The organism is Halomonas sp. ND22Bw, from assembly GCF_003011945.1.
Lineage (GTDB): Bacteria > Pseudomonadota > Gammaproteobacteria > Pseudomonadales > Halomonadaceae > Halomonas > Halomonas halophila.
In genome coordinates, this window is sequence record NZ_PXWD01000001.1 from 183,220 (window position 1) to 209,794 (window position 26,575).

At 65.7% G+C, this 26,575-nt stretch carries 22 protein-coding genes; 7 read left to right on the forward strand and 15 right to left on the reverse strand.

What is annotated here, in order from left to right; translation table 11 throughout:
• The first annotated feature begins 58 nt into the window (after positions 1-58).
• Positions 59-649 carry a DNA endonuclease SmrA gene (smrA, locus tag CVH10_RS00860; RefSeq protein ID WP_035593255.1) on the forward strand — a complete coding sequence of 197 codons (591 nt, stop codon included), beginning with the start codon at positions 59-61 and terminating at the stop codon, positions 647-649.
• A gap of 165 nt (positions 650-814) precedes the next feature.
• On the opposite strand, the gene CVH10_RS00865 is transcribed toward smrA, so the two are convergent.
• The 4 genes from CVH10_RS00865 to metH form a co-directional block, all read right to left on the reverse strand.
• Positions 815-1,333: a DUF934 domain-containing protein gene (locus CVH10_RS00865; RefSeq protein ID WP_035593252.1), complete on the reverse strand. Its 519-nt coding sequence runs from the start codon at positions 1,331-1,333 to the stop codon at positions 815-817.
• Positions 1,326-2,978: a nitrite/sulfite reductase gene (locus CVH10_RS00870; protein ID WP_035593249.1), complete on the reverse strand. Its 1,653-nt coding sequence runs from the start codon at positions 2,976-2,978 to the stop codon at positions 1,326-1,328. Before CVH10_RS00870 ends, CVH10_RS00865 begins: the two co-directional genes overlap by 8 nt.
• Before the next feature lie 140 nt (positions 2,979-3,118).
• Positions 3,119-4,447 (reverse strand): MATE family efflux transporter, encoded by a 1,329-nt coding sequence (locus CVH10_RS00875; RefSeq protein ID WP_106487558.1) that lies wholly within the window; start codon positions 4,445-4,447, stop codon positions 3,119-3,121.
• Positions 4,448-4,577: 130 nt separating this feature from the next.
• Positions 4,578-8,279: a methionine synthase gene (gene metH / locus CVH10_RS00880; protein ID WP_106487559.1), complete on the reverse strand. Its 3,702-nt coding sequence runs from the start codon at positions 8,277-8,279 to the stop codon at positions 4,578-4,580.
• Positions 8,280-8,583: 304 nt separating this feature from the next.
• Here metH and nfuA point away from each other — a divergent pair, with 304 nt between their 5' ends.
• Entirely contained in the window at positions 8,584-9,174 is a 591-nt protein-coding gene (nfuA, locus tag CVH10_RS00885; protein WP_035593239.1) for a Fe-S biogenesis protein NfuA, read from the forward strand.
• A gap of 53 nt (positions 9,175-9,227) precedes the next feature.
• Here the strand turns inward: nfuA and CVH10_RS00890 are convergent, their stop codons facing one another.
• Positions 9,228-10,283 carry a DNA-binding protein gene (locus CVH10_RS00890; RefSeq protein WP_106487560.1) on the reverse strand — a complete coding sequence of 352 codons (1,056 nt, stop codon included), beginning with the start codon at positions 10,281-10,283 and terminating at the stop codon, positions 9,228-9,230.
• Positions 10,284-10,646: 363 nt separating this feature from the next.
• On the opposite strand from CVH10_RS00890, the gene CVH10_RS00895 reads away from it, so the two are divergent.
• From CVH10_RS00895 to CVH10_RS00905, 3 genes are all read left to right on the forward strand, one after another.
• Positions 10,647-11,819: a site-specific integrase gene (locus CVH10_RS00895; RefSeq protein ID WP_106487759.1), complete on the forward strand. Its 1,173-nt coding sequence runs from the start codon at positions 10,647-10,649 to the stop codon at positions 11,817-11,819.
• Between the two features lie 28 nt (positions 11,820-11,847).
• Complete coding sequence (locus CVH10_RS00900) at positions 11,848-12,267, forward strand: SufE family protein (RefSeq protein ID WP_035593233.1); 420 nt, start codon at positions 11,848-11,850, stop codon at positions 12,265-12,267.
• Between the two features lie 87 nt (positions 12,268-12,354).
• Positions 12,355-13,908, forward strand: coding sequence for a Fic family protein (locus tag CVH10_RS00905; RefSeq protein WP_106487561.1), 1,554 nt, complete (start codon positions 12,355-12,357; stop codon positions 13,906-13,908).
• 4 nt (positions 13,909-13,912) lie between these two features.
• Here the strand turns inward: CVH10_RS00905 and yidD are convergent, their stop codons facing one another.
• From yidD to CVH10_RS00940, 7 genes are all read right to left on the reverse strand, one after another.
• Positions 13,913-14,257, reverse strand: coding sequence for a membrane protein insertion efficiency factor YidD (gene yidD, locus CVH10_RS00910; protein WP_106487562.1), 345 nt, complete (start codon positions 14,255-14,257; stop codon positions 13,913-13,915).
• Positions 14,258-14,261: 4 nt separating this feature from the next.
• A complete protein-coding gene (hisI, locus tag CVH10_RS00915; protein WP_106487563.1) occupies positions 14,262-14,702 on the reverse strand; it encodes a phosphoribosyl-AMP cyclohydrolase in 441 nt (146 codons plus the stop codon).
• Between the two features lie 12 nt (positions 14,703-14,714).
• Positions 14,715-15,167, reverse strand: a complete 453-nt coding sequence (locus CVH10_RS00920; protein ID WP_035593221.1) for a Fur family transcriptional regulator — start codon at positions 15,165-15,167, stop codon at positions 14,715-14,717.
• 89 nt (positions 15,168-15,256) lie between these two features.
• Positions 15,257-16,246, reverse strand: a complete 990-nt coding sequence (locus CVH10_RS00925) for an alpha-L-glutamate ligase-like protein (RefSeq protein ID WP_035593219.1) — start codon at positions 16,244-16,246, stop codon at positions 15,257-15,259.
• 4 nt (positions 16,247-16,250) lie between these two features.
• Positions 16,251-17,762, reverse strand: a complete 1,512-nt coding sequence (locus tag CVH10_RS00930) for an inactive transglutaminase family protein (protein ID WP_106487564.1) — start codon at positions 17,760-17,762, stop codon at positions 16,251-16,253.
• 41 nt (positions 17,763-17,803) lie between these two features.
• Positions 17,804-18,517, reverse strand: coding sequence for an ATP-dependent zinc protease (locus tag CVH10_RS00935; protein WP_369335696.1), 714 nt, complete (start codon positions 18,515-18,517; stop codon positions 17,804-17,806).
• 505 nt (positions 18,518-19,022) lie between these two features.
• The gene (locus tag CVH10_RS00940) at positions 19,023-21,347 is read right to left on the reverse strand and encodes an FdhF/YdeP family oxidoreductase (RefSeq protein WP_106487566.1); all 2,325 of its coding nucleotides are present in this window, start codon (positions 21,345-21,347) and stop codon (positions 19,023-19,025) included.
• Between the two features lie 213 nt (positions 21,348-21,560).
• On the opposite strand from CVH10_RS00940, the gene CVH10_RS00945 reads away from it, so the two are divergent.
• The gene (locus CVH10_RS00945; protein WP_219924663.1) at positions 21,561-22,454 is read left to right on the forward strand and encodes a LysR family transcriptional regulator; all 894 of its coding nucleotides are present in this window, start codon (positions 21,561-21,563) and stop codon (positions 22,452-22,454) included.
• Between the two features lie 81 nt (positions 22,455-22,535).
• Positions 22,536-23,090 (forward strand): DUF3833 domain-containing protein, encoded by a 555-nt coding sequence (locus tag CVH10_RS00950; RefSeq protein ID WP_106487568.1) that lies wholly within the window; start codon positions 22,536-22,538, stop codon positions 23,088-23,090.
• A 27-nt stretch (positions 23,091-23,117) separates the two neighbouring features.
• Here CVH10_RS00950 and CVH10_RS25210 read toward each other — a convergent pair whose 3' ends face one another.
• From CVH10_RS25210 to ectB, 3 genes are all read right to left on the reverse strand, one after another.
• Positions 23,118-24,518 (reverse strand): hypothetical protein, encoded by a 1,401-nt coding sequence (locus CVH10_RS25210; protein ID WP_146142892.1) that lies wholly within the window; start codon positions 24,516-24,518, stop codon positions 23,118-23,120.
• Positions 24,519-24,710: 192 nt separating this feature from the next.
• Positions 24,711-25,103: an ectoine synthase gene (locus CVH10_RS00955; RefSeq protein ID WP_035593206.1), complete on the reverse strand. Its 393-nt coding sequence runs from the start codon at positions 25,101-25,103 to the stop codon at positions 24,711-24,713.
• 121 nt (positions 25,104-25,224) lie between these two features.
• Positions 25,225-26,493 carry a diaminobutyrate--2-oxoglutarate transaminase gene (gene ectB / locus CVH10_RS00960; RefSeq protein ID WP_106487569.1) on the reverse strand — a complete coding sequence of 423 codons (1,269 nt, stop codon included), beginning with the start codon at positions 26,491-26,493 and terminating at the stop codon, positions 25,225-25,227.
• Positions 26,494-26,575: the final 82 nt, after the last annotated feature.

Below are 26,575 nucleotides of genomic sequence, written 5' to 3' on the forward strand. Positions count from 1 at the left end.
ATGGCACTGAGCCATTTGCTAGGATGAGCGTTCTACTCAGCTGGCCAGGAGGTGTGCCATGACGGACCTTCACGACGATGCCGATTTCCAGGCCCTGATGGGCGATGTGAAACCCCTGTCGCGCGGCCAGGGCCGGGCGCATACCGGCCAGACCCGCCGCGTGCCCACCGAGGCGCAGCTCGCCAAGCGAGAAAGCGCGGCCGGTGACGGCGCGGGCCGCGATATCCTCTCCGACGACTTCGTCGATCTGGTGCCGCCCTTCGATCCGCTCGATTTCCGTCGCGACGGCATCCAGCGCGGGGTGGCGGAGCGCCTGCGCCAGGGTGGCTACCCGATGCAGGCGAGCCTGCACCTGCTGCGCCGCCCGGTAGAGGAGGCTCGCCAGGCGCTGCCGGCCTTCCTGCGTGAAGCCGTGGAGCACGACCTGCGCTCGGTGATGATCGTCCACGGTCGCGGGCGCGAGATCGACAGCCCTGCCAACGTGCTGCGCTCCTACCTGGCCAAGTGGCTGCCGGCCTTTGATGAGGTCCAGGCCTTCGCCTCGGCGAGCCAGGCCGACGGCGGCCTGGGCGCCACCTGGGTGATGCTGCGCAAGAGCGAACGGGCGAGGGCGGCCAACCGGGAGCGCCAGCAGAAGCGCCGGGGTTGATGCCGGAAGTGACTGCGCTCGGCTTACGGCGTAAAACATCAGCCCGCGTAACGACAACCATGGTGGCCTGGGTGGGGGCTGACCCTGGCCAGCGCCGATTCAGATGACCAGAAACGACGAAGCCGGCCCCAGGGCCGGCTTCGTGCGTTCTGGCGAGGCGATCCGTCAGGCGACTTCGCCCTTGTGGGCCTCGCGCAGGCGACGGCGGAACAGTGGTTCCGGGTCGTCGGTACCGGGCTGGTAGCTGCGGCTGAAGGTGCTCAGGGCGTTGAGGGCATCCTCGACGATCTGATCCTCGCGCAGCGAGAAGGCGTCGAAACCGCAGCGCGACATGTAGAACAGCTGGTCGATCAGCACGTCGCCGATGGCGCGGATCTGGCCCTGGTAGCCGTGCCGCTCGCGCAGCAGCCGGGCAATGCTGTAACCGCGGCCGTCGGTGAACTTCGGGAAGTCGATGGCCACCAGCGGCGCGGCGTCGAGCTCACGCGCCAGGGCGTCGGTCATCTCGGTGTCGCTGGGCAGCCAGGGGGCGACGTCGTCGCCCTTGCTGGAGGCCTGCCAGTCGGCCAGCGGCAGCAGGGCCGGCTGGCCCTCGGGGCGCTGGGTGGCGTCCTCGCAGAGGACCCACTCATCGGTCACGACGCGGCGGTCGGCGATCAGGGGGCGAGAGGTCTGCTCAGGCATAGACACGCTCCTTGAAGGGTTTGAGGCCGATGCGGCGATAGGTGTCGAGGAAGGTCTCGTCGGGGGTGCGCTCGCCGACATAGACCTGCAGCAGCTTGTCGATCACGCTCGGCACGTCCTCGCGGTAGAAGGAGGGGCCGAGGATCTTGCCGAGCGAGGACTCGTTGCCCTGGCTGCCGCCCAGCGAGATCTGATAGTACTCCTCGCCCTTCTTGTCGACGCCGAGGATGCCGATGTGGCCGACGTGGTGGTGGCCGCAGGCGTTCATGCAGCCGGAAATGTTGAGCTCCAGCGGGCCGAGGTCGTAGAGGAAATCCAAGTCCTCGAAGCGCTCCTGAATGGACTGAGCCACCGGGATCGACTTGGCGTTGGCCAGACTGCAGTAGTCGCCGCCGGGGCAGCAGATCAGATCGGCCAGGGTGCCCACGGTGGGGTTGGCCAGGCCGAGCTCGTCGAGGCGCTGCCAGAGTTCTTCGATGCGGTCCACGGCCACGTCGGTGAGCACCAGGTTCTGCTCGTGGGTCACGCGCAGTTCGCCGTAGCTGAATTCGTCGGCCAGGTCGGCGATGGCGGCCATCTGCTCGGAGGTGACGTCGCCCGGCGAATGCTCGCGGCGCTTCAGCGACAGGGTCACGGCCTTGTAGCCGGGGATCTTGTGGTCGGTGACGTTGTTGGTCACGAAGCGACCGAAGGCACGGTTCTCGGCGCGCAGGGTCTCGTAGGCCTCGATCGCCTCGGTGCCGATCTCGCGACGTTCGGGGTCGACGAAGTGATCGGCCACGGCCGCCACGGCCTCGTCGGTGAGGGTCTGGGGGCCGTCCTTGAGGTGTGCCCACTCTTCCTCGACGCGGCGACGGAATTCGTCGATGCCGAGTGCCTTGACCAGGATCTTGATGCGCGCCTTGAACTTGTTGTCGCGGCGGCCGAACTGGTTGTAGACCCGCAGGATCGCCTCGAGGTAGGTCAGCAGGTGCTGCCAGGGCAGGTCCTCGCAGACCGTGTTACCGATCATCGGGGTACGACCCAGGCCGCCACCGGCCAGCACCTTGACCCGCACCTCGCCGGCGTCGTCGCGCCAGAAGCGCAGGCCCACGTCATGGACCTGGATCGCCGCGCGATCCTCCTCGGCGCCGGTCACCGCGATCTTGAACTTGCGCGGCAGGTAGGCGAACTCGGGGTGGAAGGTGGACCACTGACGGATCAGTTCGCACCACGGGCGCGGGTCGACCTGCTCGTCGGCGGCGATGCCGGAGAACTGATCGGTGGAGGTGTTGCGGATATCGTTGCCGCTGGTCTGGATGGCGTGCATCTGCACGCTGGCCAGGTCGGCGAGGATGTCCGGCACGTCCTCCATCTTGGGCCAGTTCAGCTGCAGGTTGGTACGCGTGGTGAAGTGGCCGTAGCCGCGGTCGTAGCGTGCGGCGATCTCGCCCAGCTTGCGCAGCTGGTAGGCGGCCAGCATGCCGTAGGGAATGGCGATACGCAGCATGGGCGCATAGCGCTGCACATAGAGGCCGTTCTGCACGCGCAGCGGCAGGAATTCCTCGTCGCTGATCTTGCCCTCGAGGTAGCGACGCATCTGGTCGCGGAACTGGGCGACGCGTTCGTCGACCAGGGTCTGATCATGGGTGTCGTAGCGATACATTCAGCGCTTACCTGAAACGGGGAAGTGGCGAAGCTTGGCGACTACCTTAACGGGTCGCAATTATTCTATAAAAGAATAAATCTTCATAGTTTATATTCGAAACGGAATGAGTGCTGGGCCTGTTCATCGGCACTTTTCGCTCATACCGCAAGCCGCTGCCAACCCCGGTGCTGCCAGATCAGCATGAAACCGAGAGAGTTGAGGCAGCGATAGCCGAGCTGGACCCACCAGATACCGAGCAGCCCGGCCTCCTGATGCACGCCGACCCACCAGGCCAGCGGCAGGAATATCATCCATTGTAGCGTCAGGGTGAGGGTCATCACCGTACGCTGGGCGCCGGCGCCGAGCAGCGCCTGGGCAAAGACCAGGGCCGCGGCGTCGAGCACGATCATCGCCGCCGTGAGCTGCAGCGGCAAACGGCCCAGCGCGATCAGCGCCTGGTCGTGCAGGAACAGCCCCAGCACGGCGTCGGGCAGCACCACCATCGGCAGGGCGATCAGCGCCAGGCAGGGAAAGGCCAGGCGCACCACGTCCCAGCCCCAGCGGTGCGCGTCGCGATGGTCGTGGCGCCCCAGCGACTCGCCGACCAGGCTCATCGCCGCCATGCCCAGCCCCACGCCGGGCAGGATCAGCAGCAGCGACAGGTTCACCAGCACGTGCCCGACCGCCACGCTGGCGGTGTCGATCCGTCCGAGTATCCAGAACAGCACCGCATAGCCGGCGGCGAACCAGATCTGCTGGAAGGAGTGTGGCACGGTCAGGCGCAGCGTGGTGGTGAAGGTGCCGGCGCAGGGGCGGCGCGTCAAGAAGCCGCTCGAGCGCGCGTGACGCAGGCTGTGCCATGCCCACAGGCCGAGGCCGGCGAACAGCGACAGCGTGGTTCCGGCACCGGCCCCGGCACTGCCCATGGCGGGCAGGCCGGCCAGGCCGAAGATCAGTCCCACGCTCGCCACCACGTTGATCAGGTGCATGGCCAGGATGATACGCAGATAGAGGCCGGTCTGCTGGATGCCGTTCCAGTAGCCGCGAAAGCAGAAGATCATCGCCACCGGCACCAGCGACGCGACACGCCACTGGAAGTAGCCGGCCGCCTCGGCGTTCACCGCCGGGTCCTGATTGATCAGCGCCAGCAACGCCGGCGCCTGCCACAGGCACAGCAGGGTCAGCGGGCCGGCCACGGCCAGCGCGATCAGCAGGCCTGCGTTGAGCGACACGGCGCGACGCGCCCAGTCCTGCTCGCCGTGGCGGCGCGATGCCTGGGCCTGTACCGCCGACGACAGCCCGAAGACCACGGCGGTGATCAGGAAGATGGCGTAGCCGCCGATGCCCACCGCGGCCAACGGCACCTCGCCGAGCGCGCCCACCAGGGCGGCATCAACGAGGTTGAGCAGGCTCTGGGTGAGCATGCCACCGATGATCGGCAGGGCGAGGCGCAGAATGGTCTGGCGTCTGGAGGTCTCAGGCAGCATGCCGGCCTCCATGGATCGACTGGACGAGGAGGAGAATGGTCTGACGACGAGAGGGTTCAGGCAGCATGCCGACTTCCAGGAATGACGAAACCGGGCCCGCTGAGCGGGCCCGGAGCGAGCGAGACGACCATCAGCTGGGGTCGTAGGAAAGCACCGGCGACAGCCAACGCTCCATCTCGGCCAGCGTCATGCCCTTGCGCTCGGCCAGCGCCTCGACCTGGTCGCGGGTGATCTTGCCGGTCGAGAAGTACTTCGACTGCGGGTGGGCGAAGTACCAGCCGGACACCGCGGCGGCGGGCCACATGGCGAAGCTGTCGGTGAGCTCGAGGCCGGCGTTGGCCTCGGCCTCGAGCAGCCGGAAGAGGGTCGCCTTCTCGGTGTGGTCGGGGCAGGCCGGATAGCCCGGGGCCGGGCGGATGCCCTGGTACTTCTCGGCGATCAGCGCCTCGTTGTCGAGGGTCTCGTCGGCGGCGTAGCCCCAGAACTCCTTGCGCACCCGCTCGTGCATGCGCTCGGCGAAGGCCTCGGCGAGGCGGTCGGCCAGCGCCTGGACCATGATGGCGTTGTAGTCGTCGCCGGCGGCCTTGTAGCGATTGGCGAGCTCCTCGACGCCATGGCCGGTGGTGACGGCGAAGCCGCCGATCCAGTCCGGCTTGTCGGCATCCTTCGGCGCGATGAAGTCGGCCAGACTGTAGCAGACGCCCTCGCGGTTCTTGGTGGTCTGCTGGCGGATGTGGTGCAGCCGCTCGATCACTTCGCCGCGGGACTCGTCGGCGTAGACCTCGATGACGTCGTCATCGACGACGTTGGCCGGCCACTGGCCGATCACGCCGCGGGCGTGGATGAGCCCCTCGTCGATCAGCTTGGTCAACATCGCCTGGGCGTCGGCGAACAGGCTGCGGGCCGCTTCGCCGACCACCTCGTCGTCGAGGATCTTCGGGTACTTGCCGGCCAGCTCCCAGCTCATGAAGAACGGCGTCCAGTCGATGCGCTCGACCAGCTCGTTGAGGTCGTAGTCCTCGAACACCTTGAGGCCGGTGAAGCCGGGCGCCGGCGGCGTGTAGCCGTCCCAGTCGAGGACCGGCTTGCGCGCACGGGCCTCGGCGTAGCTGAGGTCGGCCGCCTTGGGCCGACGCTTGGCGTTGCGCTCGCGCACGACCTCGTACTCGGCGCGGATCTCGGCCACGTACTCGGGCTTGAGCGCCGGCGACAGCAGCTTGCCGGCCACGCCCACGGCCCGCGAGGCGTCGGTGACGTAGATCACCGGATGCTCGTAGCCCGGCTCGATCTTGACCGCGGTGTGGGCCTTGGAGGTAGTGGCACCGCCGATCAGCAGCGGGGTGTCGAAGCCCTGGCGCTGCATCTCCTTGGCCACGTGGACCATCTCGTCCAGCGACGGCGTGATCAGGCCGGAGAGGCCGATGATGTCGGCATTCTCTTCCCTGGCCGTCTGCAGGATCTTCTCCGCCGGCACCATCACGCCGAGGTCGATGACCTCGTAGTTGTTGCACTGCAGGACCACGCCGACGATGTTCTTGCCGATGTCGTGGACGTCGCCCTTGACCGTGGCCATGACGATCTTGCCCTTGGCCTGGGTGTCGGCGCTCTTCTCGGCCTCGATGTAGGGGATCAGGTAGGCCACGGCCTGCTTCATGACCCGCGCCGACTTGACCACCTGGGGCAGGAACATCTTGCCGGCGCCGAACAGGTCGCCGACCACGTTCATGCCGTCCATCAGCGGCCCTTCGATCACCTCGATCGGGCGCGTGGCGCGCTGGCGGGCGAGCTCGGTGTCTTCCTCGATGTAGGCGGTGATGCCCTTGACCAGGGCGTGCTCGATGCGCTTCTCGACCTCCCAGCTGCGCCACTCGAGGTCTTCCTTCTTGGCGCCGCCGGAGCCGTCGCCCTTGTACTCGTCGGCGATCTCCAAGAGCCGCTCGGTGCTGTCGCTGCGGCGGTTGAGCACCACGTCCTCGACCGCCTCGCGCAGCGCCTCGGGCAGGTCGTCGTAGACCGCCAGCTGGCCGGCGTTGACGATGCCCATGGTCAGCCCGGCGCGGATGGCATGGTAGAGGAACACCGAGTGGATCGCCTCGCGCACCGGGTTGTTGCCGCGGAACGAGAACGACACGTTCGACACCCCGCCGGAGACCATGGCGTGGGGCAGGTGCTCGCGGATCCAGCGGGTGGCCTCGATGAAGTCGACGGCGTAGTTGTCGTGCTCCTCGATGCCGGTGGCAATGGCGAAGATGTTGGGGTCGAAGATGATGTCTTCGGCGGGGAAACCGATCTCGTCGACCAGCAGGCGATAGGCGCGCTGGCAGATCTCGGTCTTGCGCGCGAAGGTGTCGGCCTGGCCTTCCTCGTCGAAGGCCATCACCACGATGGCGGCGCCGTAGCGCATGCAGCGGGTGGCCTGCTCGCGGAAGATGTCCTCGCCTTCCTTCAGCGAGATCGAGTTGACCACCGCCTTGCCCTGGATGCACTTGAGGCCGGCCTCGACGATCTCCCACTTGGAGGAGTCGACCATGATCGGCACCCGGGCGATGTCGGGCTCGCCGGCGATCAGGTTGAGGAAGCGCACCATGGCTTCCTGGGACTCCAGCATGCCCTCGTCCATGTTGACGTCGATGACCTGGGCGCCGTTCTCGACCTGCTCCAGGGCCACCTCCAGGGCGGTGGTGTAGTCCTCTTCCTTGATCAGGCGCTTGAAGCGCGCCGAGCCGGTGACGTTGGTGCGCTCGCCGACGTTCACGAACAGCGAGTCGTGGGCGATGTTGAACGGCTCGAGACCGGACAGCCGGCAGGCCAGCGCGCGCTCGGGCACTTCACGGGGCGCGGTGTCGCGGATCGCCCGGTGGATGGCGGCGATGTGCTCGGGGGTGGAGCCGCAGCAGCCGCCGATGATGTTGACCAGGCCGCTGGCGGCGAAGTCGGCGACGATGGCGGCCATCTCCTCCGGCGTCTGGTCGTACTCGCCGAACTCGTTGGGCAGCCCGGCGTTGGGGTGCGCCGAGACGAAGGTGTCGGCCTTGTCGGAGAGCTCCTGCAGGTAGGGGCGCAGCTCCTCGGCGCCCAGCGCGCAGTTCAGGCCCACGGAAATCGGCTTGGCGTGACGCACCGAATTCCAGAACGCCTCGGTGGTCTGGCCCGACAGGGTGCGGCCGGAAGCGTCGGTGATGGTGCCGGAGATCATCACCGGCAGCCGCTCGCCGCGATCCTCGAACAGCTCTTCCAGGGCGTAGATGGCGGCCTTGGCGTTCAGGGTGTCGAAGATGGTCTCGATCAGGATCAGGTCGCTGCCGCCCTCGATCAGCGCCTCGGCGGCCTCGCGATAGTTCTCGCGCAGCTCGTCGAAGGTGACGTTGCGCTTGGCCGGGTCGTTGACGTCCGGCGACAGCGAGGCGGTGCGCGAGGTCGGGCCCAGCACGCCGGCCACATAGCGCGGCACGCCGGTTTCCTTGGCCACGCCGTCGCAGACCGCGCGGGCCAGGCGGGCCGACTCGCGGTTGAGCTCGGCGACCAGGTCTTCCATGCCGTAGTCGGCCTGGGACAGGCGGGTGCTGTTGAAGGTGTTGGTCTCGACGATGTCGGCGCCGGCTTCCAGATAGTCGCGGTGGATGCGCGTCACCAGGTCCGGGCAGGTCAGCGCCAGCAGGTCGTTGTTGCCCTTCAGATCGGTGGGCCAGTCGGCGAAGCGCTCCCCGCGGAACTCTTCCTCCGACAGCGCGGCATTCTGCAGCATGGTGCCCATGCCGCCGTCGAGCATCAGGATACGGTGGCGAAGACTGTCGGTCAGCGAAGCGGTCAGGGGAGTCGGAACGGCGGCCATGGGTCGAGTCTATCTCCAGCGATAAGGGCATCGGGGCGCGACAGCGGCGCATAATTATGAGGTGTAGCGCTCGTCACGGATCGGCGCGAGGCCGGACAAACGCCGCATCTTAGCAAAAGCCGACGTCCCGCGGCAGGGTCGCGACGAGAGCGTCCTTCATGTCGTGCGTGACCGGTTTTCATGCAGCCGCTTGGGGTATAACCCAGTGCGGCAGTCGGGATTGTCAGGGTTCGGGCAGTCGCTTACCATAGAGGCAGACCCTCATCCCGGCTCGGCCGTGCCGGGCTCGACCAGCGAGAGAGCAATGAGCGAGAGCATTCAGATCACCGACAGCGCCCAGGATTACCTTGCCGAACTGCTGGCCAAGCAGAACGTCGAGGGTATCGCCGTGCGCATCTTCATCACCCAGCCGGGCACGCCCTATGCCGAGACCTGCCTGGCGTACTGCCGCCCCGGTGAGGAAGAGCCGACGGACGAGCGTCTGGAGCTCGACAAGATCGTCGTCTACCTCGACAAGAACAGCATCGCCTTTCTCGAGGAAGCGGTGGTCGACTTCAACGCCGACCGCATGGGCGGCCAGCTGACCATCAAGGCGCCCAATGCCAAGATGCCCAAGGTCAACGAAGACAGCCCGCTGGCGGATCGCGTCAACTACGTGCTCTACAGCGAGATCAACCCGGGGCTCGCGGCCCACGGCGGCGAGATCAAGCTGGTCGAGCTGACCGACGAGCAGGTGGCCGTGCTGGCCTTCGGAGGCGGCTGCCAGGGCTGCGCCGCAGTCGACCTGACTCTCAAGGAAGGCGTCGAGAAGACCCTGATGGAGCGCATTCCCGAGCTGGCCGGCATCCGTGACGTGACCGACCACTCGGACACCACCAACGCCTACTATCAATAGGGCCAGGTCAGTGGCGATGGCCGGCGCCGACGACGCGCCGGCCAAGTCGTGACCTAGTCCTGGCTGTCCTGTTTCTCGGGCCCCGCATCGTCGGGGCCCGAGGCGTTTTCGGCCGCGGCCTCAAGCCGGGCCTGGCTTTCCTGCATCTTCTCCAGCGATGACCACAGTCGCGCCTCGAGCTGCTGCTCCAGGGCTTCCACGCGGGCCTGGCGGCTGGCGAGGGCCGCCTGGGCGTCCTTCAGTCGGGCGCCCAGGCGGGTGCGTTCCTCGTCGAGGCCGGACCGGGCGGTTTCGGCATCGCGCCGCGCCTGCTCCTCGGCGCGACGCTTCTTCTCTTCCTCCTTGAGGGCATCCTGCAGCGCCTGCTGCTCCGCCTTGGCGCCCTCCAGGCGCTTCTCCAGCCGCTCGTGTCGCGTGGCATGGGTCTTCTCGGCGGCCTGGCGTTCCTGACGGGCCTCGTCGAGCAGCCCCATCAGCCTCGCCTCGGCAGCCTCGTGGCGCTGCTCCTCCTGGGTGAGCCGCGCCTGGTGCGCGGCTTCCAGCTCTTCCTGCGCCTGACGGTGAGCCTGGGCCTGGCGTTCCAGCTCGCTCTGCAGTTCGTCCAGGCGTGCCTCCAGCCGGCCGCGGGCCTCGCGCTGGCGAGCGGCCTCGGCCTGCAGGGTGTCGTGCTCTGCCTGTAGCCGGCTGAGCTCGGCGGTCCGCGCGTTGAGGCGCTCCTCACTGTGGGTCAGGTGGGACGACAGGGCGCTCTCACGCTGTTCGGCGTCCTCTGCGCGGCGCTCGGCGGCGGCCACGGCCTGCTGCGCCTCGGCGACCTTGTCGTCGGCCTCGCGGCGGTAGTGGGCCAGGGCCTCGTTGGCGGCGTCCTGGGCCTGCTGCCACAGCGACTCGGCGAGCTCCTGGAGCGGGGCCGGCATGCCGCGGGGCGGCGGCACGTCGCGGTTCTCCTCGCGACGCTTGCGCCATTCGCGCAGATGCTCGCTGATGGTGGTGAAGCTGCCGGTGCCGAGCGTCTCGCGAATCCGCTGCACGCTGGGCGCCTGCCCGGCGGCCATCAGCTCGTCGATCGCCCGCTGCACGTCTTCGAAGCGTACGCCGCTGCGTGCCATGCCGTTCTCCTCGTCTCATGAGTCCGCCCGTCGGGGCTTTCAGGTCGCACTATACCCGTTCCGGGTGTCGGGATAAAGATAATTACATTAAACGTAATACGTAATTTACGTTATTGAATAGCGCATAAAATCAAGATTACGCGGCTTATCTTGATTGTTTGTGATGTAACGCCGATACTGCGGCCGGGTGGAGCAGACGATTGAATTCAAAGGGCGAAATGCGGATGAAAGCTGGCGGGAAGGGTGGTCGGGCGTCTGGCTCGGTCGCCCGCCCGCTGCGACACAATAGCCACGAGGGAGGTGTAAACGGCCGTGGAAAGGGATGGCGAGAAGCCGGGCGCGCTGATCGCCCGGGTGGCGGCGCTGAACGAGGCGATGGGCGATGTAGTGAGTCGGGACGAGCCGTCGACGACATCGACGGTGGCTCCGGCCGCCGGACACGCCCATATCGCCGCGACCAGTGATGCCGAGGCGGTGGCCCAGTGGCTCGGCGAGTATCGCGCCAGCCCCAACACCCAGCGGGCCTATCGGCGCGAGGCGGAGCGGCTGCTGCTGTGGCTGGCCGAACAGGAGCTCGCGCTTTCCGAAGTGCGCCGCGATCATCTGGACGCCTTCGAGGCCTTCCTGGCCGATCCGCAGCCCCGCGAGCGCTGGGCCGGGCCGACCCGGCCGCGCCACGACCCGCGCTGGCGGCCGTTTCGCGGCCCGCTGTCGCCGGCCAGCCGCCGGCAGTGCCTGGTGATCCTGCAGGGGCTGTTCGCCTGGCTGGTGGAGGCGGGCTGGGTCGGGCACAACCCGTTCCGGCTGATGCGCGACAAGCGCCGCCGGCTGGACAATCGCCAGGGCAGGGTGGAGCGCTACCTGGAGAAGCCGCTGTGGGACTGGTTATGGCGGTGGCTGAACGAGGCGCCGGACGAGGATGCCGCGCCGCGTGCGCGCTTCGAGCACGAGCGACGCCGCTTCGCGTTCGGCTTCGCCTACCTGCTGGCCCCGCGGATCGGCGAGATGGCGGCGGCGAAGATGCAGGACGTGCATCGCCGCGAGGGGCGATGGTGGTGGCACACGGTAGGGAAGGGCGGCAAGGCGGCGAGCATCCCGGTGCCACCGGACATGATGCGCCTGCTTGGCGAGTGGCGAACGGGGCTCGGCTTGGCGCCCGAGCCGGGGCCTGACGAGGTCACGCCGATGCTGAGAGGGCTCGATGGCCGGCGCGGGCTGGGCGAGAACCGGCTCTATCGGCTGATGCGCGAGGCCTTCTGCCGGGCCGCGGATGAGCTGGAGGCGCGCCAGGGCCGGGCAAGCGCCCGCGAGGTCGCGCTGCTGCGGCGCGCCACGCCGCACTGGCTGCGCCATACCGCGCTGACTCACCAGGCTCAGGCCGGCGTCGAACTGCGCTATCTGGCCGAGACGGCCCGGCATTCGCGGCTCGACACCACCGCCCGCTACCTGCACGCCGAGGACGCCGAATGGCATCGTCAGCAGTCGCGTCACGGGCTGTCGTCGGGGGCGGACGACGACGGGGGCCAGCCGTTATAATGGCGTTAACCGTTTCAAGGAGTGTTGCATGACCACGACCGCCGAACAGGCCCAGCAGGAACTCGTCGACGAGTTCGAGATGTTCGACAACTGGATGGACCGCTACCAGTACATCATCGACATGGGCAAGCAGCTGCCGGCCTTCCCCGAGGAGTGGAAGCGCGACGAGCTCAAGATCCAGGGCTGCCAGTCCAACGTCTGGATGCACCACGAGCGTGACGGCGAGCGGCTGCGCTTCCAGGCGATCTCCGACGCCGCCATCGTCTCCGGGCTGATCGCCGTGCTGATGCGCATCTACGACGACCGTCGCCCGGAGGACATCCGCGACACCAGCCCGCACTTCCTCAAGGACCTGGGCCTCGACAAGCATCTCTCGCCGACGCGCAGCAACGGCCTGAACGCCATGCTCGAGCGCATCTACCGGGTCGCCGAGCAGGAAGCCGCCTGAACACTGGCCGCCCGCTGACCTGCCTGACATAATCATTTTTATGGGCATGGCTGGATATGTAATCGTTCCTTCAGCGGGATAATCGTTTTGACGGCGAAAACTCGGGATGAAATCGGCTACGGCTGGCTCGCGTGGCGCTACGGCGTCGAGGCGACCCAGCCGTTTGCCATTACCAGCCGTATCGGCGGTACGCGCCATACCCATGAGCTTGGGGGAAGTCGCCTCGAGACCTATCTGGAGGCCATGCGGCCCGCCGATACCCTGAGCGCCCAGCTGACCTTTGCCCTGAAGCACGAGGGCATTCACCTGGAATTTCTCGCACGCCTGTTCGATGTGCTGCCGGAAACGAAGCTGGCCGAGTGGGTGCGGCGGGAGCCGACCGGCCAGTATGCGCGCCGTGCCGGCTTTTTCTTCGAGTGGCTGACGGGCCGTGAGCTGGACGTCGAGGACATGGGCGGCAACTACCGCGATGCGCTCGACTCGCGATATTACGTGACCCGGACCAGCGCGATACGCAATCGCCGCTGGCGAATCAACGACAACCTGCCAGGCACGCCATCCTACTGCCCGCTGATACGCCGCACGCCGGGCGTCGAGAGTACCGGCCACTATGATATCGCGGCTCAGCTTGAGGCGATGAAGGACGAGTTTGGTACCGACATCCTGCGGCGAAGCGCCGTCTGGCTGACGATCAAGGAGAGCCGGGCCAGCTTCGTGATCGAGCGCGAAGGCGGGCATCGGGATCGCATCCAGCGGTTTGCCGAGGCGATGGAGGCCTATTGCGGGAACCTGCCTGACTCGCTGGACCGCCATGCCCTCGAGGATCTGCAGCGTGCCATTCTGGGAATATCGACGATCCGCCCCGGGCTGCGGCTGTCGCCGGTCTTCGTCGGCAGTCGCTCGCTGCAGGATGGCACGGTCGTACACTATGTCTGCCCGCGCTGGGACTGGCTGCCCGCCATGCTGGACGGGCTGCGCCATTTCCTGGATGTCACCGAAGGGGCGCCGCCGATCCTGAGGGCGGCCGTGGCCAGCTTCGGCTTCGTCTTTCTGCATCCCCTGGCCGACGGCAACGGTCGCGTGTCCCGCTTTCTGGTCAATGATGTACTGCGTCGAGACGAAGCGGTGCCAGCGCCCTTCATACTTCCGGTCTCCGCGGCCATTACTTCTTCGGCCATTCGGCGTGCCGAGTACGATCATATTCTGGAACTCTATTCACGCCCGCTGATGGACGCCTTCCGCGCGGCGGCCACGTTTTCTGCTGAACGGCAGCGCTATGAAGATGGCATCGAGTCCGATTTCGTCTTCACCGCCTACGAGCAGGCGGCCGCCACCTGGCGATATCCCGACCTGACGCGGCAGGTCGAATACCTGTTGGATATCGTGCGCCATACGCTGGAGCATGAGATGCACCGGCAAGCGGCGCTTCAGCGCGCCTGGCACCAGACACGGCTGGCTATCAAGGACTGGTTGGAAGGGCCAGACGATCATATCGATCGCATCATCCGCTCGATTCGCCAGCATGGCAGCGTCAGCGGCAAGCTGGCCAAGGAGTTTCCGATGCTGTCGGACGAGAGGCTGGCATCCCGGCTCGAGCGGGAGGTCGCCGAGGGCTTTCAGGACATGGGCGGCGATATCTGACGCGCTAGCGAGAGCGCGATGCCGCCCCGGCATCGCGACAGCGGAAATGTTCGTCGAGCTCGGGGTCTTCCCGGCACAGCCGTTCGCTGGGGCCGCCGGGCACCGGGTCGATGCCGCCCTCGGCGCCGGGATGGCAGCGCAGGAGGCGGCGCAGGCCCAGCCAGCCGCCCCGGAACGGGCCGTGGACCTTCAGCGCCTCGGCCGTGTAGTGGGAGCAGCTTGGCCAGTAGCGACAGCGCGGCCCGAGCAGTGGGCTCAGGATCAGCTGGTAGGCTTTGACCAGGCCCAGCAGGGGCCAGGTCAGAAGGCGCCCGGCGAAGCGTCGGACGCGGTGGAGCAGGGCGGCCATGGCCTCAGCGCTTGCCGTAGAGGGCCTCGGGGTCGATCAGCGGCGCCGAGGTGATGCGCGCATCCTCGCCCTCGAGGGAGACGTAGAAGCAGCTGCGACGGCCGCTGTGACAGGCCGGACCGGTCTGGTCGACCTGCATCAGCAGGGTGTCGCCGTCGCAGTCGAGGGCGGCGCTGCGCAGATGCTGCTGCTGGCCGGAGGATTCGCCCTTGCGCCACAGCTTGCCCTTGGAGCGCGACCAGTAGCAGACGCGACCGGTGGCCAGCGTCTCTTCCAGCGCTTTGCGGTTCATCCACGCCATCATCAGCACCTCGCCGCTGTCGTGCTGCTGGGCGATGGCGGGAATCAGGCCGTCGTCATTGAAGCGGATGGCGTCGAGGATCTCGCCGAGCGGATAACGGCTGTCGAGGGAGGCGCCTTCCAGGCGCTTGAAGGTGTCGGTCATGGGGCGTCCGGCTCAGGAGGTGGCAATGGTCGACCGGCAGGCCTCGCACCGGCCGAGCAGCTCGATGGTCTGACGCTGCACGACGAAACCGAGCTCCCGGGCACGTTGGCCGAGGCGCTCGTTGATGTCATCGAGGTGCAGCTCCTCGACCCGCCCGCAGTCGCGACAGATCAGCAGCTGGAAGCCATGGGCGTGTTCCGGGCAGGGGCAGGCCACGTAGGCGTTGAGCGATTCGATGCGATGCACCAACCCCTGGTCGATCAGAAACTCCAGGGCGCGATACACGGTGGGCGGGCGCGCCGAGGCGTGCTCGGTGGCGAGGCGATCGAGCAGCTCGTAAGCCTTCAGGCCGCCTCGAGTGTCGGCGATGATCTGCAACACCCGCTGGCGGATCGGGGTGAAGCGCACGCCGCGCTGGCGGCACTGTCGCTCGGCCTGTTGTATCAGGGCGCTGGTATCGGTCATGCGAGCCATGCGGTCGAGGATTGAGGGAGCCATTCTACGCGCCCGGCATGGCCCGAGCCAGCCGCGGTGGGTGAGAAGGGCGCGTCGCTTCAGGCCTCGGCCGCCTCGTGAGCTTCCTGCGCCACTCGCTCGAGCTCGCTGCCGCGGGCGAAATGATGCTGGGCGAAGGCCACTCGAGCTTCCGGCGAGACACCTTCCGGCTGGCGTTCGATGAGGTCGAGCCGCTTGCGCAGTCCCTCCCCATTGGCCATCTGGATCGCCAGACCCGGCCGGGCGTTGAGTTCCAGCAGCATCGGCCCGTGCTGGCGATCGATCACCATGTCGGTGCCGAGATAGCCCAGCGAGGTCATCTCGTAGCAGCCGGCGGCCAGCTCGAGCAGCGTCTTCCAGTCGGGAATGCGCAGGCTGGCCAGCTCGTGTCCGGTATCCGGGTGGTCGTGGCGGGCGCGATCGAACTGCACGCCGCGAATCGCCGTGCCGCTGGCGATGTCGATGCCCACGCCCACCGCGCCCTGGTGCAGGTTCGCCTTGCCGTCGGAGGCGGCGGTCGAGAGGCGCATCATGGCCATTACCGGGTAGCCCTGGAAGACGATCACGCGGATGTCCGGCACGCCTTCGTAGCTGTACTCGGCAAAGGAGGCATCGAAGTCGATCAGCGCCTCGATCACCGCCACGTCCGGCGACCCGCCCAGGGAGTAGAGCCCGGAGAGGATGTTGGAGACGTGGCGCTCGACGTCCTCGAGGCTGAGATGGGTGCCGCTGGGCTTGACGAAGTGCGCCCCGTCACGCTTCTCGATCACCAGGATGCCCTTGCCGCCGCTGCCCTTGGCCGGCTTGATCACGAAGCCGCCGTGGGTGGCCAGCATCTCGTGGATGCGCTTGACGCCGAACTGCGTCGACACCGTACCGATCAGCGCCGGAGTGGTGATGCCGTACTGCTGGGCGAGCAGCTTGGTCTGGAGCTTGTCATCGACCAGCGGATACAGCCGGCGGTCGTTGTAGCGCCCGATGTAGCGGATGTTGCGCTGGTTCATGCCGATGATGCCCTTGGCGCGCAGCTTGCCCGGAGAGGTCCACATGGGCTCAGTCCTCCGTGACGGGCTTGAAGCGACGCAGCTCCAGCAGCCGGTAGCCGGTGTAGTTGCCGAGCATCAGGATCAGCGCCATCAGGATCAGCTGCACACCGAGGAAGTTGAAGGTGATATGGCGAATCCAGGGATTGTTCATTGCCAGGTAGGCCAGCACCGCGGTGAGCATGCTGCCGCCGCCCTGGATCAGTACCTCCTTGGGACCTTCCTCTTCCCACAGGATGGACATGCGCTCGATGGTCCACGACAGGATGATCATCGGGAAGAAGGTGATCTGCAGGCCAGCGTTGAGGCCCATGCGGAAGGACACCACCGAGAACAGCGAGATGATGGCGATGACCGTGATGATCACCGCCGTGACCCTGGCCACCAGCAGCAGGTTCAGGTACGACAGGTAGTTGCGGATCACCAGACCCACGGCCACGACCAGCAGGAAGCCGACCAGCCCGGTCACCAGCGAGGTCTGGATGAAGGCCAGCGCGATCAGTACCGGCATGAAGGTGCCGGATGTCTTGATGCCCACCAGCACCCGCAGCAGCACCACCACCAGCGCGCCGATGGGAATCAGCAGGATGGTCTGGAACAGCGCCTGTTCCTCGAGCGGCAGGCTGTGGATCGAGAAGTTGAGCAGGGTGTCGGCATCCTTGGCCAGCTGGCTGCGCACGGCGGCAGCGGCGGGCTGGTTGCGCGAGATCATCGAGAAGCTGATCCGCGAGTTGGTGCCGCCCTGGACCTCCAGCACCGATTGGCCGGCATTTTCCCACAGCAGCAGGTTGTCCGGGCGGCCACGCTCGCCGTTGGCCGGGTCGAACAGCGCGCTCTCGTCACCGTCGTAGACCTGGATCCAGGTGGTCAGCGTCTGACGGCGACGGCCGTTCTCCAGCTGCAGGCCGCTGACGTTGCGGGCCTGGACGTCGGCCTGGTGGAGCAGCCGGAGCAGCAGCGGTGCGCGGTCGAACTGGGTCAGCAGCAGGCGGACGTTTTCATCGCGACGCTCGTCGCTGAACTCGCTGATCAGCTGCTGGGTGAAGGTGAAGGCATCGGCGCTGCGCGACCAGGCATCGTCGATGACTTCCTGGGCCGCGGTGTCATAGGGAGGCTCCCAGACCACATTGGCCGCCGACCGCGGAGGCGGCACCTCGGCGGGCTTGGCGTTCTCGGCGACCAGCACCTGGGCGCTGTAGTAGAGCTGCTGGTTGCCCCGGGCCTCGCGCACCGACCACAGGGCGCGGCGGGAGCCGTTTTCCTCGAGGTAGTTGAGGCCGTAGCCGGGAGAAGCGGTGTGCTCGGTCAGCACCCGGAAGCCGGGCTGGGTCGAGGGCAGGGCCATCTCTACCTTGGCGGGGCCGCCATCGGCCTGGAAGTTGACCTGGGCCTCGATCTCCCAGACCTTGCGCTGTTCGCCCGGCGTCCAGGGGACCTCGAACTGGACGTGGCGATGAACGCTCATGGCGATACCGGTGACCAGCAGCAGGGCGACGATCAGATAGAAGGGCAGTCGGGACATGTCGGCTTCCTTGGGCGCGGGACGCTCGGCCTATGCAGAAATCAGGGGCTCGTTGCCGCGTCGGGTGTCTCGGTCGTGTCGTCGGCCTCCGTTGCCGACGATGAAGCGTACTCGGGGCGTGCATAGATATGGCGGCGCGCCACGTCCACGATGGTGATGTCCATCAGGAAGCGCCGCCCCAGCAGCACCGGATAGTCGAGGTGGGTGCGATCATTGAGAGTGAATTCCACGCTCTCGCGCAGCGGCCCCAGCGTCACCAGCTGACGAATCACGGGGCGCGAGGCTTCGCCATTGGCCTGGACGATCTTGACCCGGCGCTCTACCGGGGCCTCGATCCACTGGTCGCGCATGCTCTCGACCACGGTGTCCTCGTCGTTGAGCCCCAGTTTGAAGCGGACCCAGTCCTCACCGTCGCGCTCGAACGGCGTGATCTCGGTGGCCGACAGCGACGAGGTCTGTGCGCCGGAATCGATGCGGGCTTCCAGATAGGTGCCGACCTGCGGCAGGCCGATCCATTCGCTGCGACCCACCAGCGTCTTGTTGTCGAGACGCTCGTCGGCCACCGGGCAGTCGCGTGACGCCGGCTCATGGCGGCTCTCGTCGCGTATTGACTCGAGTTCGCCGCGCACGTTTCGGAGCAGGTAGCCGACCTCGCGAACATCGGCTCGCAGGCCGAGCTGTTCCTCGCGATGCGTCGCCAGGGCCTGGAGGTTGGCATCACAGCGTGCGGTCAGCTCGGTTTCGAGTCGATCCATGCGATTCGCGAAGGCCTGTTGCGAGACCGGCTGGGGCGACGCTTCGTGCTGGGGCACCAGACCGCAACCACCGAGCGATAACAAGGCGGCGAGAGGTGCAATCAGCAGGGGGCGAATCGGCATGTCGACGACATCCTTGGCTCAGGCGAGTGGAGAGGCTAACGCCTCGCGAACTGACGGGATGATAAGGAGCAGGGCGCAGGCTGTCCATGTCGCGGCGGGGAGGAAGACGGTGGCAATGCGGGGTTACAGGAGAGCCTCTCCATCATTGTCACTACCTCGATTTAACATAATATATATTATGCGAAATGATCGTCGTGGCGGCTTGATGCCCTTGTGTCATTATCGCGACACCCCGGCAGCCTGTCATGATGCCAAGTGTCGTCCAGCCTTCACGCTTCCGCCATGGGAACGCGCGTCGCGGTGCCGGCGAATGTCATGCCGATACGCCGGCGCCCGGACCCCCTGCCGGGATTCCGCGCGCACGGCCCTGCGGTCGATGATGTCAGGCCGTCTCGGCGTCCAGCCGCTGGCTGGGTGCGGCGCGCTCGAGCCGGATCGCGATGAACTTCGAGGTCGGCGTGAAGGTCTGCTCGCCGTAGCTGTCGAGCGGCACCAGCGGGTTGGTTTCCGGATAGTAGGCAGCGGCCTGCCCGTCCGGCATGTCATAGGCCACCAGCTGAAAATCGCTGACCCGACGCTCGCGGCCGTCGTCCCACAGCGACACCAGATCCACCCGGTCACCGGGTGCGAAGCCGAGTCGCCGGATCTCCGTCTCGCTGGCGAACACCACCTCGCGCAGCCCGAAGACGCCGCGGTAGCGATCGTCCAGTCCGTAGAGCGTGGTGTTGTACTGATCATGGGAGCGCAGCGTCTGCAGGATCAGGTCCGGGGTCTCGCCGCGCGCCAGCACGCCGGCGTTGACCAGCGCCTCGGGCAGCGCGTGGCAGCGGAACCGGGCCTTGCCGCTGTCCGTGTGCCACACCCGCTCCGCGGCGGCGTTGCCCAGGTGGAAGCCGCCGGGCTGGTCCAGCCGTGCGTTGAAGTCCTCGAAGCCGGGAATGGTGTCCGCGATCAGCTCGCGGATGCGGCCATAGTCGGCGATCAGCGACATCCAGTCCACGGGATGATCGCCCAGTGTCGCCCGGGCGATGCCCGCGATGATCGCGGGCTCCGAGCGCAAATGTGCAGATCGCGGTGTCAGCTGGCCGTGGGAGATGTGCACCATGCTGAAGGTATCCTCGACGGTGACGCCCTGGGGGCCCTCGGCCTGCATGTCGATCTCGGTGCGGCCGAGGCACGGCAGGATCAGGGCGTCCCGGCCGGTCACCAGGTGCGAGCGGTTCAGCTTGGTGGCGATGTGCACGGTCAGTTCGCAGTGTCGCAGTGCGGCGTGGGTGCGCTTGGTATCCGGCGTGGCCTGGGCGAAATTGCCGCCCAGGCCGAGAAAGACCTTCGACCGCCCTTCTTCCATCGCCTGTATCGCCTGTACCGTGTTGTGGCCAGGGGCGCGCGGCACCTCGAAGCGAAAGCGCCGCTCCAGGGCGTCAAGCAGCGCCGCCGGCGGCTTCTCGTCGATGCCCATGGTGCGATCGCCCTGCACGTTGCTGTGGCCGCGCACCGGCGACAGCCCCGCTCCCGGCTTGCCGACATTGCCGCGCAGCAGCTGAAGATTGACGATTTCCTGCACCGTGGCCACCGAATGGCGGTGCTGGGTGATGCCCATCGCCCAACACATCACCACCCGCTCGGCGCGGCGATACATCTGCGCGGCCAGCTCGATGTCGTCGAGCGAGAGCCCCGACTGCGCGCGGATATGCGCCCAGGGCGTGGCATCCACGGCGGCCAGATAGTCGTCCAGGCCAACGGTGTGTTCCTCGAGGAAGGCGTGATCGAACACCGGTGGCTCCCCCGCCGCCAGCGCTTCGCGCTCCCAGCCCAGCAGATACTTCGCGATGCCGCGCATCAGTGCCATGTCGCCACCGAGGGCCGGCCGAAAATAGGCGGTGCTGGTGGGTTCGGCGCCGTTGCCGAGCATTTCCAGCGGTTTCTGGGGATGCTGGAAACGCTCGAGGCCGCGCTCCTTGAGCGGATTGATGCAGATGACCTGGGCGCCGCGCTGCACCGCTTCGCGCAGCGGCTCCAGCATGCGCGGATGATTGGTGCCGGGATTCTGGCCGATGACGAAGATCGCATCGGCGTGCTCGAGATCGTCGAACACCACGGTGCCCTTGCCGACGCCGAGGCTGTCGGTCATGCCGATGCCGCTGGCTTCGTGGCACATGTTCGAGCAGTCGGGAAAGTTGTTGGTGCCGAAGGCGCGCACGAACAGCTGATAGAGGTAGGCGGCCTCGTTGCTGGCCCGCCCTGAGGTGTAGAACTCGGCCTGGTCGGGCGACTCGAGGCGGTTCAGGTGCTCGGCGACCAGCGCGAAGGCGTCTTCCCAGCTGGTCTCGACGTAGCGGTCGCTGTCGGCGTCGTAGCGCATGGGATGCGACAGCCGGCCCTGATACTCCAGCCAGTAGTCGCTCTGCCGGAGCAGGTCCGAGACGCGGTGTTCGGCGAAGAACGCTGGTCCGACGGAGCGCCCGGTGGACTCCCAGTTCACCGCCTTGGCGCCGTTCTCGCAGAACTTAACCAGGCCGTTTTCCGGCGCCTCGCCCCAGGCGCAGCCCGGACAGTCGAAGCCGTGATCCTGGTTGGTCTTGAGCATGGCACGGATGTTCTTGACCGCGTTGTCGCTGCCCAGCCAGCTTCTGGTCACGCTTTTCAGTGCGCCCCAGCCACCCGCCGCGCCCGAATACTCCCTGATAGGATCGTCCTGGCTCATCGTCTCTTTTCCAACTAATGAGCTCCCTAACATATTCTTCTTGTCGCGCCGCATCCAATCGAAACTCGTGAATAATTCATCAGGTTTGTTTATCGATTGCGTCCTACAAGGTCGGATTGTATAGATGGTTTCAATGAAATGACGCGACGACCCGATGGTGTCGCGCCCTTCCGCCCGCGATGACCGACAGTATCCGACATGGACATCAAGCAGTTGAAGTTTCTCCTCGCCCTGGCCGAGACGCATCATTTCGGCAAGGCCGCCGAGCGTTGCCACGTGACGCAGCCGACGCTGTCCATGCGGCTGCGCGCCCTGGAGGAAGAGCTGGACCTGGTACTGGTCAACCGCGGCCACCGTTTCGAGGGGCTCACCGAAGCCGGCGAGCGGATTCTGGCCTGGGCGCGCACCCTGCTGGCGGCCCACGACGGGCTGCAGTCCGAGGCGGCCAACTGCCGGGGCCAGCTGGTGGGCACGCTGCGCCTGGGCATGGTGCCGCTGGCGGCGCTCGATCCCATGCAGCTCATCCGGCCGCTGAATCGCGCCTTCCCGGAGCTGCGCTTCGCGCTGCAGTCGCTGAGCTCGGAGCGCATCATCGATGGCCTCAATCGCAACCAGCTGGATATCGGGCTGTGCTATCTCGAGCCGCTGGACGCGACCGATTTCGAGGTCATTCGCCTCGGCGCCACCGACATGGGACTGCTGCACGACACCCGCTTTTTCACCTTCGACGAGACGACGACGCTCGACTGGTCACGGCTCGACGGCCTGCCCCTGGGCCTGCTGACCAAGGGCATGCACTATCGCCACTCCATCGGGGTCAGCTTCCGCCGCCATGGCCTGGATCCGGCCCCGGTGCTGGAGAGCGATTCCACCTTCCAGCTCGTCCAGGCCGTCGGCGCCGGACTCTGCTGCGCGATCATGCCGCTGAACAGCGGCATCGAGGCGCTCAGCGAGCACCTGCGCATGGTCCCCATCGCCGAGGCCAGCACCCAGGCGCCGATGGGGCTGCTGATGCGACGCACCGCGCCCCGCTCCGCCCTGGCCGAACAGTGCTTCGCCGAGATTCGCACGCTGTTTCCCGAATCGGATGACATGCCGAAAGCCTAAGGCACGATCTGACCGGCTCGCATGGCACCCGTGGCCTCACTCCTCTATATTGTTATACAAAGTCGATTCAAGGATTTTGCCATGTATAGAAAAGTGCTGGACCGGGGCCGCCGGCCGGCCGTGTGGCTGGCCATGGTGCTGATGCTCGCCGGCTGTGCCGGCGTCGACGTGGAACGCTATGCGGGGACCACACCGCGGCTCGACATCGCCCATTACTTCGAGGGCCAGACGCGGGCCTGGGGCATGGTGCAGGACTACAGCGGCGAGGTGCAGCGGCGCTTCACCGTGGACATCGACGGCAGCGTCGAGGGCGACACCCTGACCCTGGATGAGCGTTTCACCTACGCCGACGGCGAGACCGACCGCCGTGTCTGGACCTTCGAGCGTCGCGACGGCGGCCGTTGGGAAGGTCGCGCCAGCGACGTCGAGGGCGTGGTGCAGGCCCGCCAGGTCGGGCACGTCTTTCATATGAGCTATCCACTCGAGGTGACGGTCGACGGGCGCGATCTCACCTTCCAGATGGACGACTGGATGTACCTGCAGCCCGATGGCCGGCTGATCAACCGTACTGCCATGCGCAAGTTCGGCCTGACGCTGGCGGAGATCACCATTATGTTCACACATGAGGAGCGCTGATTCTTCTCAGTTTGGCGCGCGTCGCAGTCATGATCGTGACGATGATGTCAGTCTCGCTGGTAGTACTCGTTGAAGGCGCTTGCGTTCCAAGACCGCATAGAACCAGGCGTCCATGTAATCTACGAGGTAGGGCAGAATGTACAGGCTAAGTAAGTGGCGGGCGTGCCAAAAGAGTGTTTTCCATCGCGCAGTCTGCCGGTGTTGATGAGCCTCGCGAAGGTCCTCCCTAAAGCGTTCCAGCGGTGAACGGTTGATCTTTAACTTGTTGGTTGAAGGCTCAGTCCCCCGCTGGCGGCCTGACATATAGTGAGCAATGAACCTCCACGAAGCTTTGGTAGCATGCTCATCGTTTTGCGGAAATGAAATCATGGCTTCTTCGTTCATTGGGCTTTGGTGTGATGCTCCCAAAGACAAGTAGCCAGGCCGTACTTCGACTGCAAATATGTTGGCTGTGGGTGACACCACCCAGGCAGAAAATTCCTGCCACGGCATGATGCATAGGTCAGCCTCTCCGGCCTTTCGAAAAGCCACTTCCTGTGATCTTCGGTTAAAGTATACGGTGGAAAACTCGTGATTGACGACGACCTTGAACCATCGATAGAGAATGACGATAGGACAAATGAGAGCCAGCGGTATCAAGAATGGCAAAAAATGGTGATGAAAGACCTTCACGAGCACACCTAAGGCATGAAGTCCTTCGAGCCCTTCGCTGATTGCGAATGGAGCGAAAAGGAGACATAACAGCCCTATCACCACCACGTAGAAGAAGACGGGTGTGGCAAGCAAAAACTCCCACCCATAAGGGTTCTCGCGCCTTGTAGACACTACCAGAAGATCGTCTCCCACTAACTTCACGATATGGCTCTGGTCTATTGAGGCAGAACTATTGTCATGAATTTCAAGTGGCAGCCTCTGATATCGATATAGGTCGTTTTTTAATTCGTCGGCGGGCTGTTCTCGTGGTTCTCCGGAAGACTCTAGTCGTCTGAGATCAAAACCTTCGTTGACCTTTATGGCTATCGCAATCTTGTCTGAAATGACGTATTCGACATGATTGCCAAGCCCCTTGAGGTGCGGGATGGCCTCGTTGGGGAGCCATAACTTGACTCCATCTATGGAAAAGTAGATACAGCCCAATGTCCCGGAAGTCGACGTCGTATAGTGAAGAGAAGCCCCTTGTGTCTCATAAACCTGTTTCCCTATTGTTCCGGGGCCTGTTCGCAAGTCGGGGATTGCTGCCATTTTCTCGAGGCAGACTCGATTGAGAAAGTTGTGCTCCTGCTTTGAAAGTTCGCCGACCACCTTTTTACTGCGTGCTTCTTTTATAATCGCTTTCCTCAGCTTGTACTTTGTCTCTGAGGCGAAAATGATATAGGCGAGCCAGAGTAGGAAAGGCAATACCATGATGGCTATAACGACAGCATCCATGCGGTCATGCTCCAAGGGCATTTTTGGGAATGAGCTCGGATATTAGCATTTAGAATGGCCGGTGCGCAGCAGACGCCAGAAGTCAATGTCGAGCCGGCTATGCTTCTAGAAAGCTGCCTTACTCGCCATCAAAAAACCCCAAACCATTTGGTTTGGGGGTCTGGGAATGCTTTTAGCGCTCAGATGGACTAGTCAGTCGTCGGCCGGGGCGTAGGAGCCGTCCTCGCGGTGCACCTCGTTGCCGGTCAGGCCCGGGGTGAACACGCAGGCCAGGTGCATGGTCTTGGTGGCCCGCAGCAGGTGCTCGTCGTGCTGGTCGAGGATATAGATGTCGCCCGGCTTGATCGGCCAGATCTTGCCGTCGGCCAGGGTCTCGACCTCGCCCTCGCCCTCGATGCAGTACACCGCCTCGAAGTGGTGCTTGTAGTGGATATGGGTCTCGGTGCCCTCGAAGATCCGGGTGATATGGAAGGAGCAGTTGCCGCCGTCATCGGCCAGCGACAGACGGGTGCTGTCCCAGTTGCCGTTCTCGGCGGTGACCAGGCGGTCGGTCTGGCGGGCTTCCTCGAGATTGCGAACGATCATTGGCGCTCTCCATGGGGTGTCTGGTGGGACGGGCGGCCGGCCCCGCTCGATGTATCGATGCTCGGGCCGGCGCCGATGACCGCCCGCCTCGTCGGCGACGAGGCGGGCCCGGGGGAATCGATCAGCTCAGGGCCTGGCGGGCGCTGGCCTCGAGGATGTCCAGGGCCTCGATCAGGTCCTCGTCGGGAATGGTCAGCGGGCACAGGCACTTGACCACTTCGCCGTCCTGGCCGCTGGTCTCGATGATCAGGCCGTTCTCGAAGGCCTGGCCGGTGATCTTGTCGGCGATCGCACCGCTGCCCACGTCGATGCCACGCATCAGGCCGCGGCCACGTTCGCTGGCCTCGATGCCGCGCTCGTCGGTGAGCCAGGCGGCGATCTTCTGGAAGCGCTCCTCGACGATGCGGCCCTTGCGCTGCACGTCACGCTCGAAGACGTCATCGCTCCAGTACTGGCGCAGTGTCGCGGCGGCGGTGGTGAAGGCCAGGTTGAAGCCGCGGAAGGTGCCGTTGTACTGCCCCGGCTTCCACTTGTCGAGCTCGGGGCGCATCAGCACGTGGGCGAACGGCAGACCGAAGCCGGACAGCGACTTGGAGTTGGTGACGATGTCCGGCACCACGCCGGCATGCTCGAAGCTGAAGAACTTGCCGGTACGGCCGCAGCCGGCCTGGATGTCGTCGACGATCAGCAGGATGTCGTGGGCGCGGCAGATGCCCTCCAGGCGCTTGAGCCAGTCGAGGCCGGCGACGTTGATGCCGCCCTCGCCCTGCACCGTCTCGACGATCACGCCGGCCGGCACGTCCAGGCCGCCGGACTTGTCGCCGAGCAGCTTCTCGAAATAGTCCAGGGTGTTGGTGGCTTCGCCCATGTAGCCGTCGTACGGCAGGAAGGACGCGCCCTGGGTCGGGACGCCGCCGGTGGCCTCGCGGAACTTGCGGTTACCGGTGGTGGCCAGCGCCCCCATGGTCACGCCGTGGAAGCCATTGGTGAAGGTCACGATGTTGTGACGGCCCTTGGCCACGCGGGCCAGACGGATGGCCGCCTCGACGGCGTTGGTGCCGGTCGGCCCCGGGAAGTGGACCTTGTAGTCCAGGCCCCGCGGTTTGAAGATCACTTCCTCGAGGGTCTCGAGGTAGTCGCGCTTGGCGGCGGTCCAGAAGTCCAGGCCATGAACGATGCCGTCGCTGGCCAGGTAGTCGACCAGGGCCTGCTTGATCTTGGGGTTGTTGTGGCCGTAGTTCAGGGTGCCGGCGCCGGCCAGGAAGTCGATGTACTCGCGGCCCGTCTCGTCGGTCAGGCGCGCGTTCTGCGCCTTGGTGAAGACGACCGGGAAGGAGCGTGAATAGGTCCGGACGTCGGATTCCATGCGTTCGAGGGTCTGGGTCTGCATTGCGACCTCCTGTCGGGAAACGGAAAAAGGATGAAGGAAACGATCGGATGTCGCGGCGCCGGCGGGATGTGCCGGCGCCGCG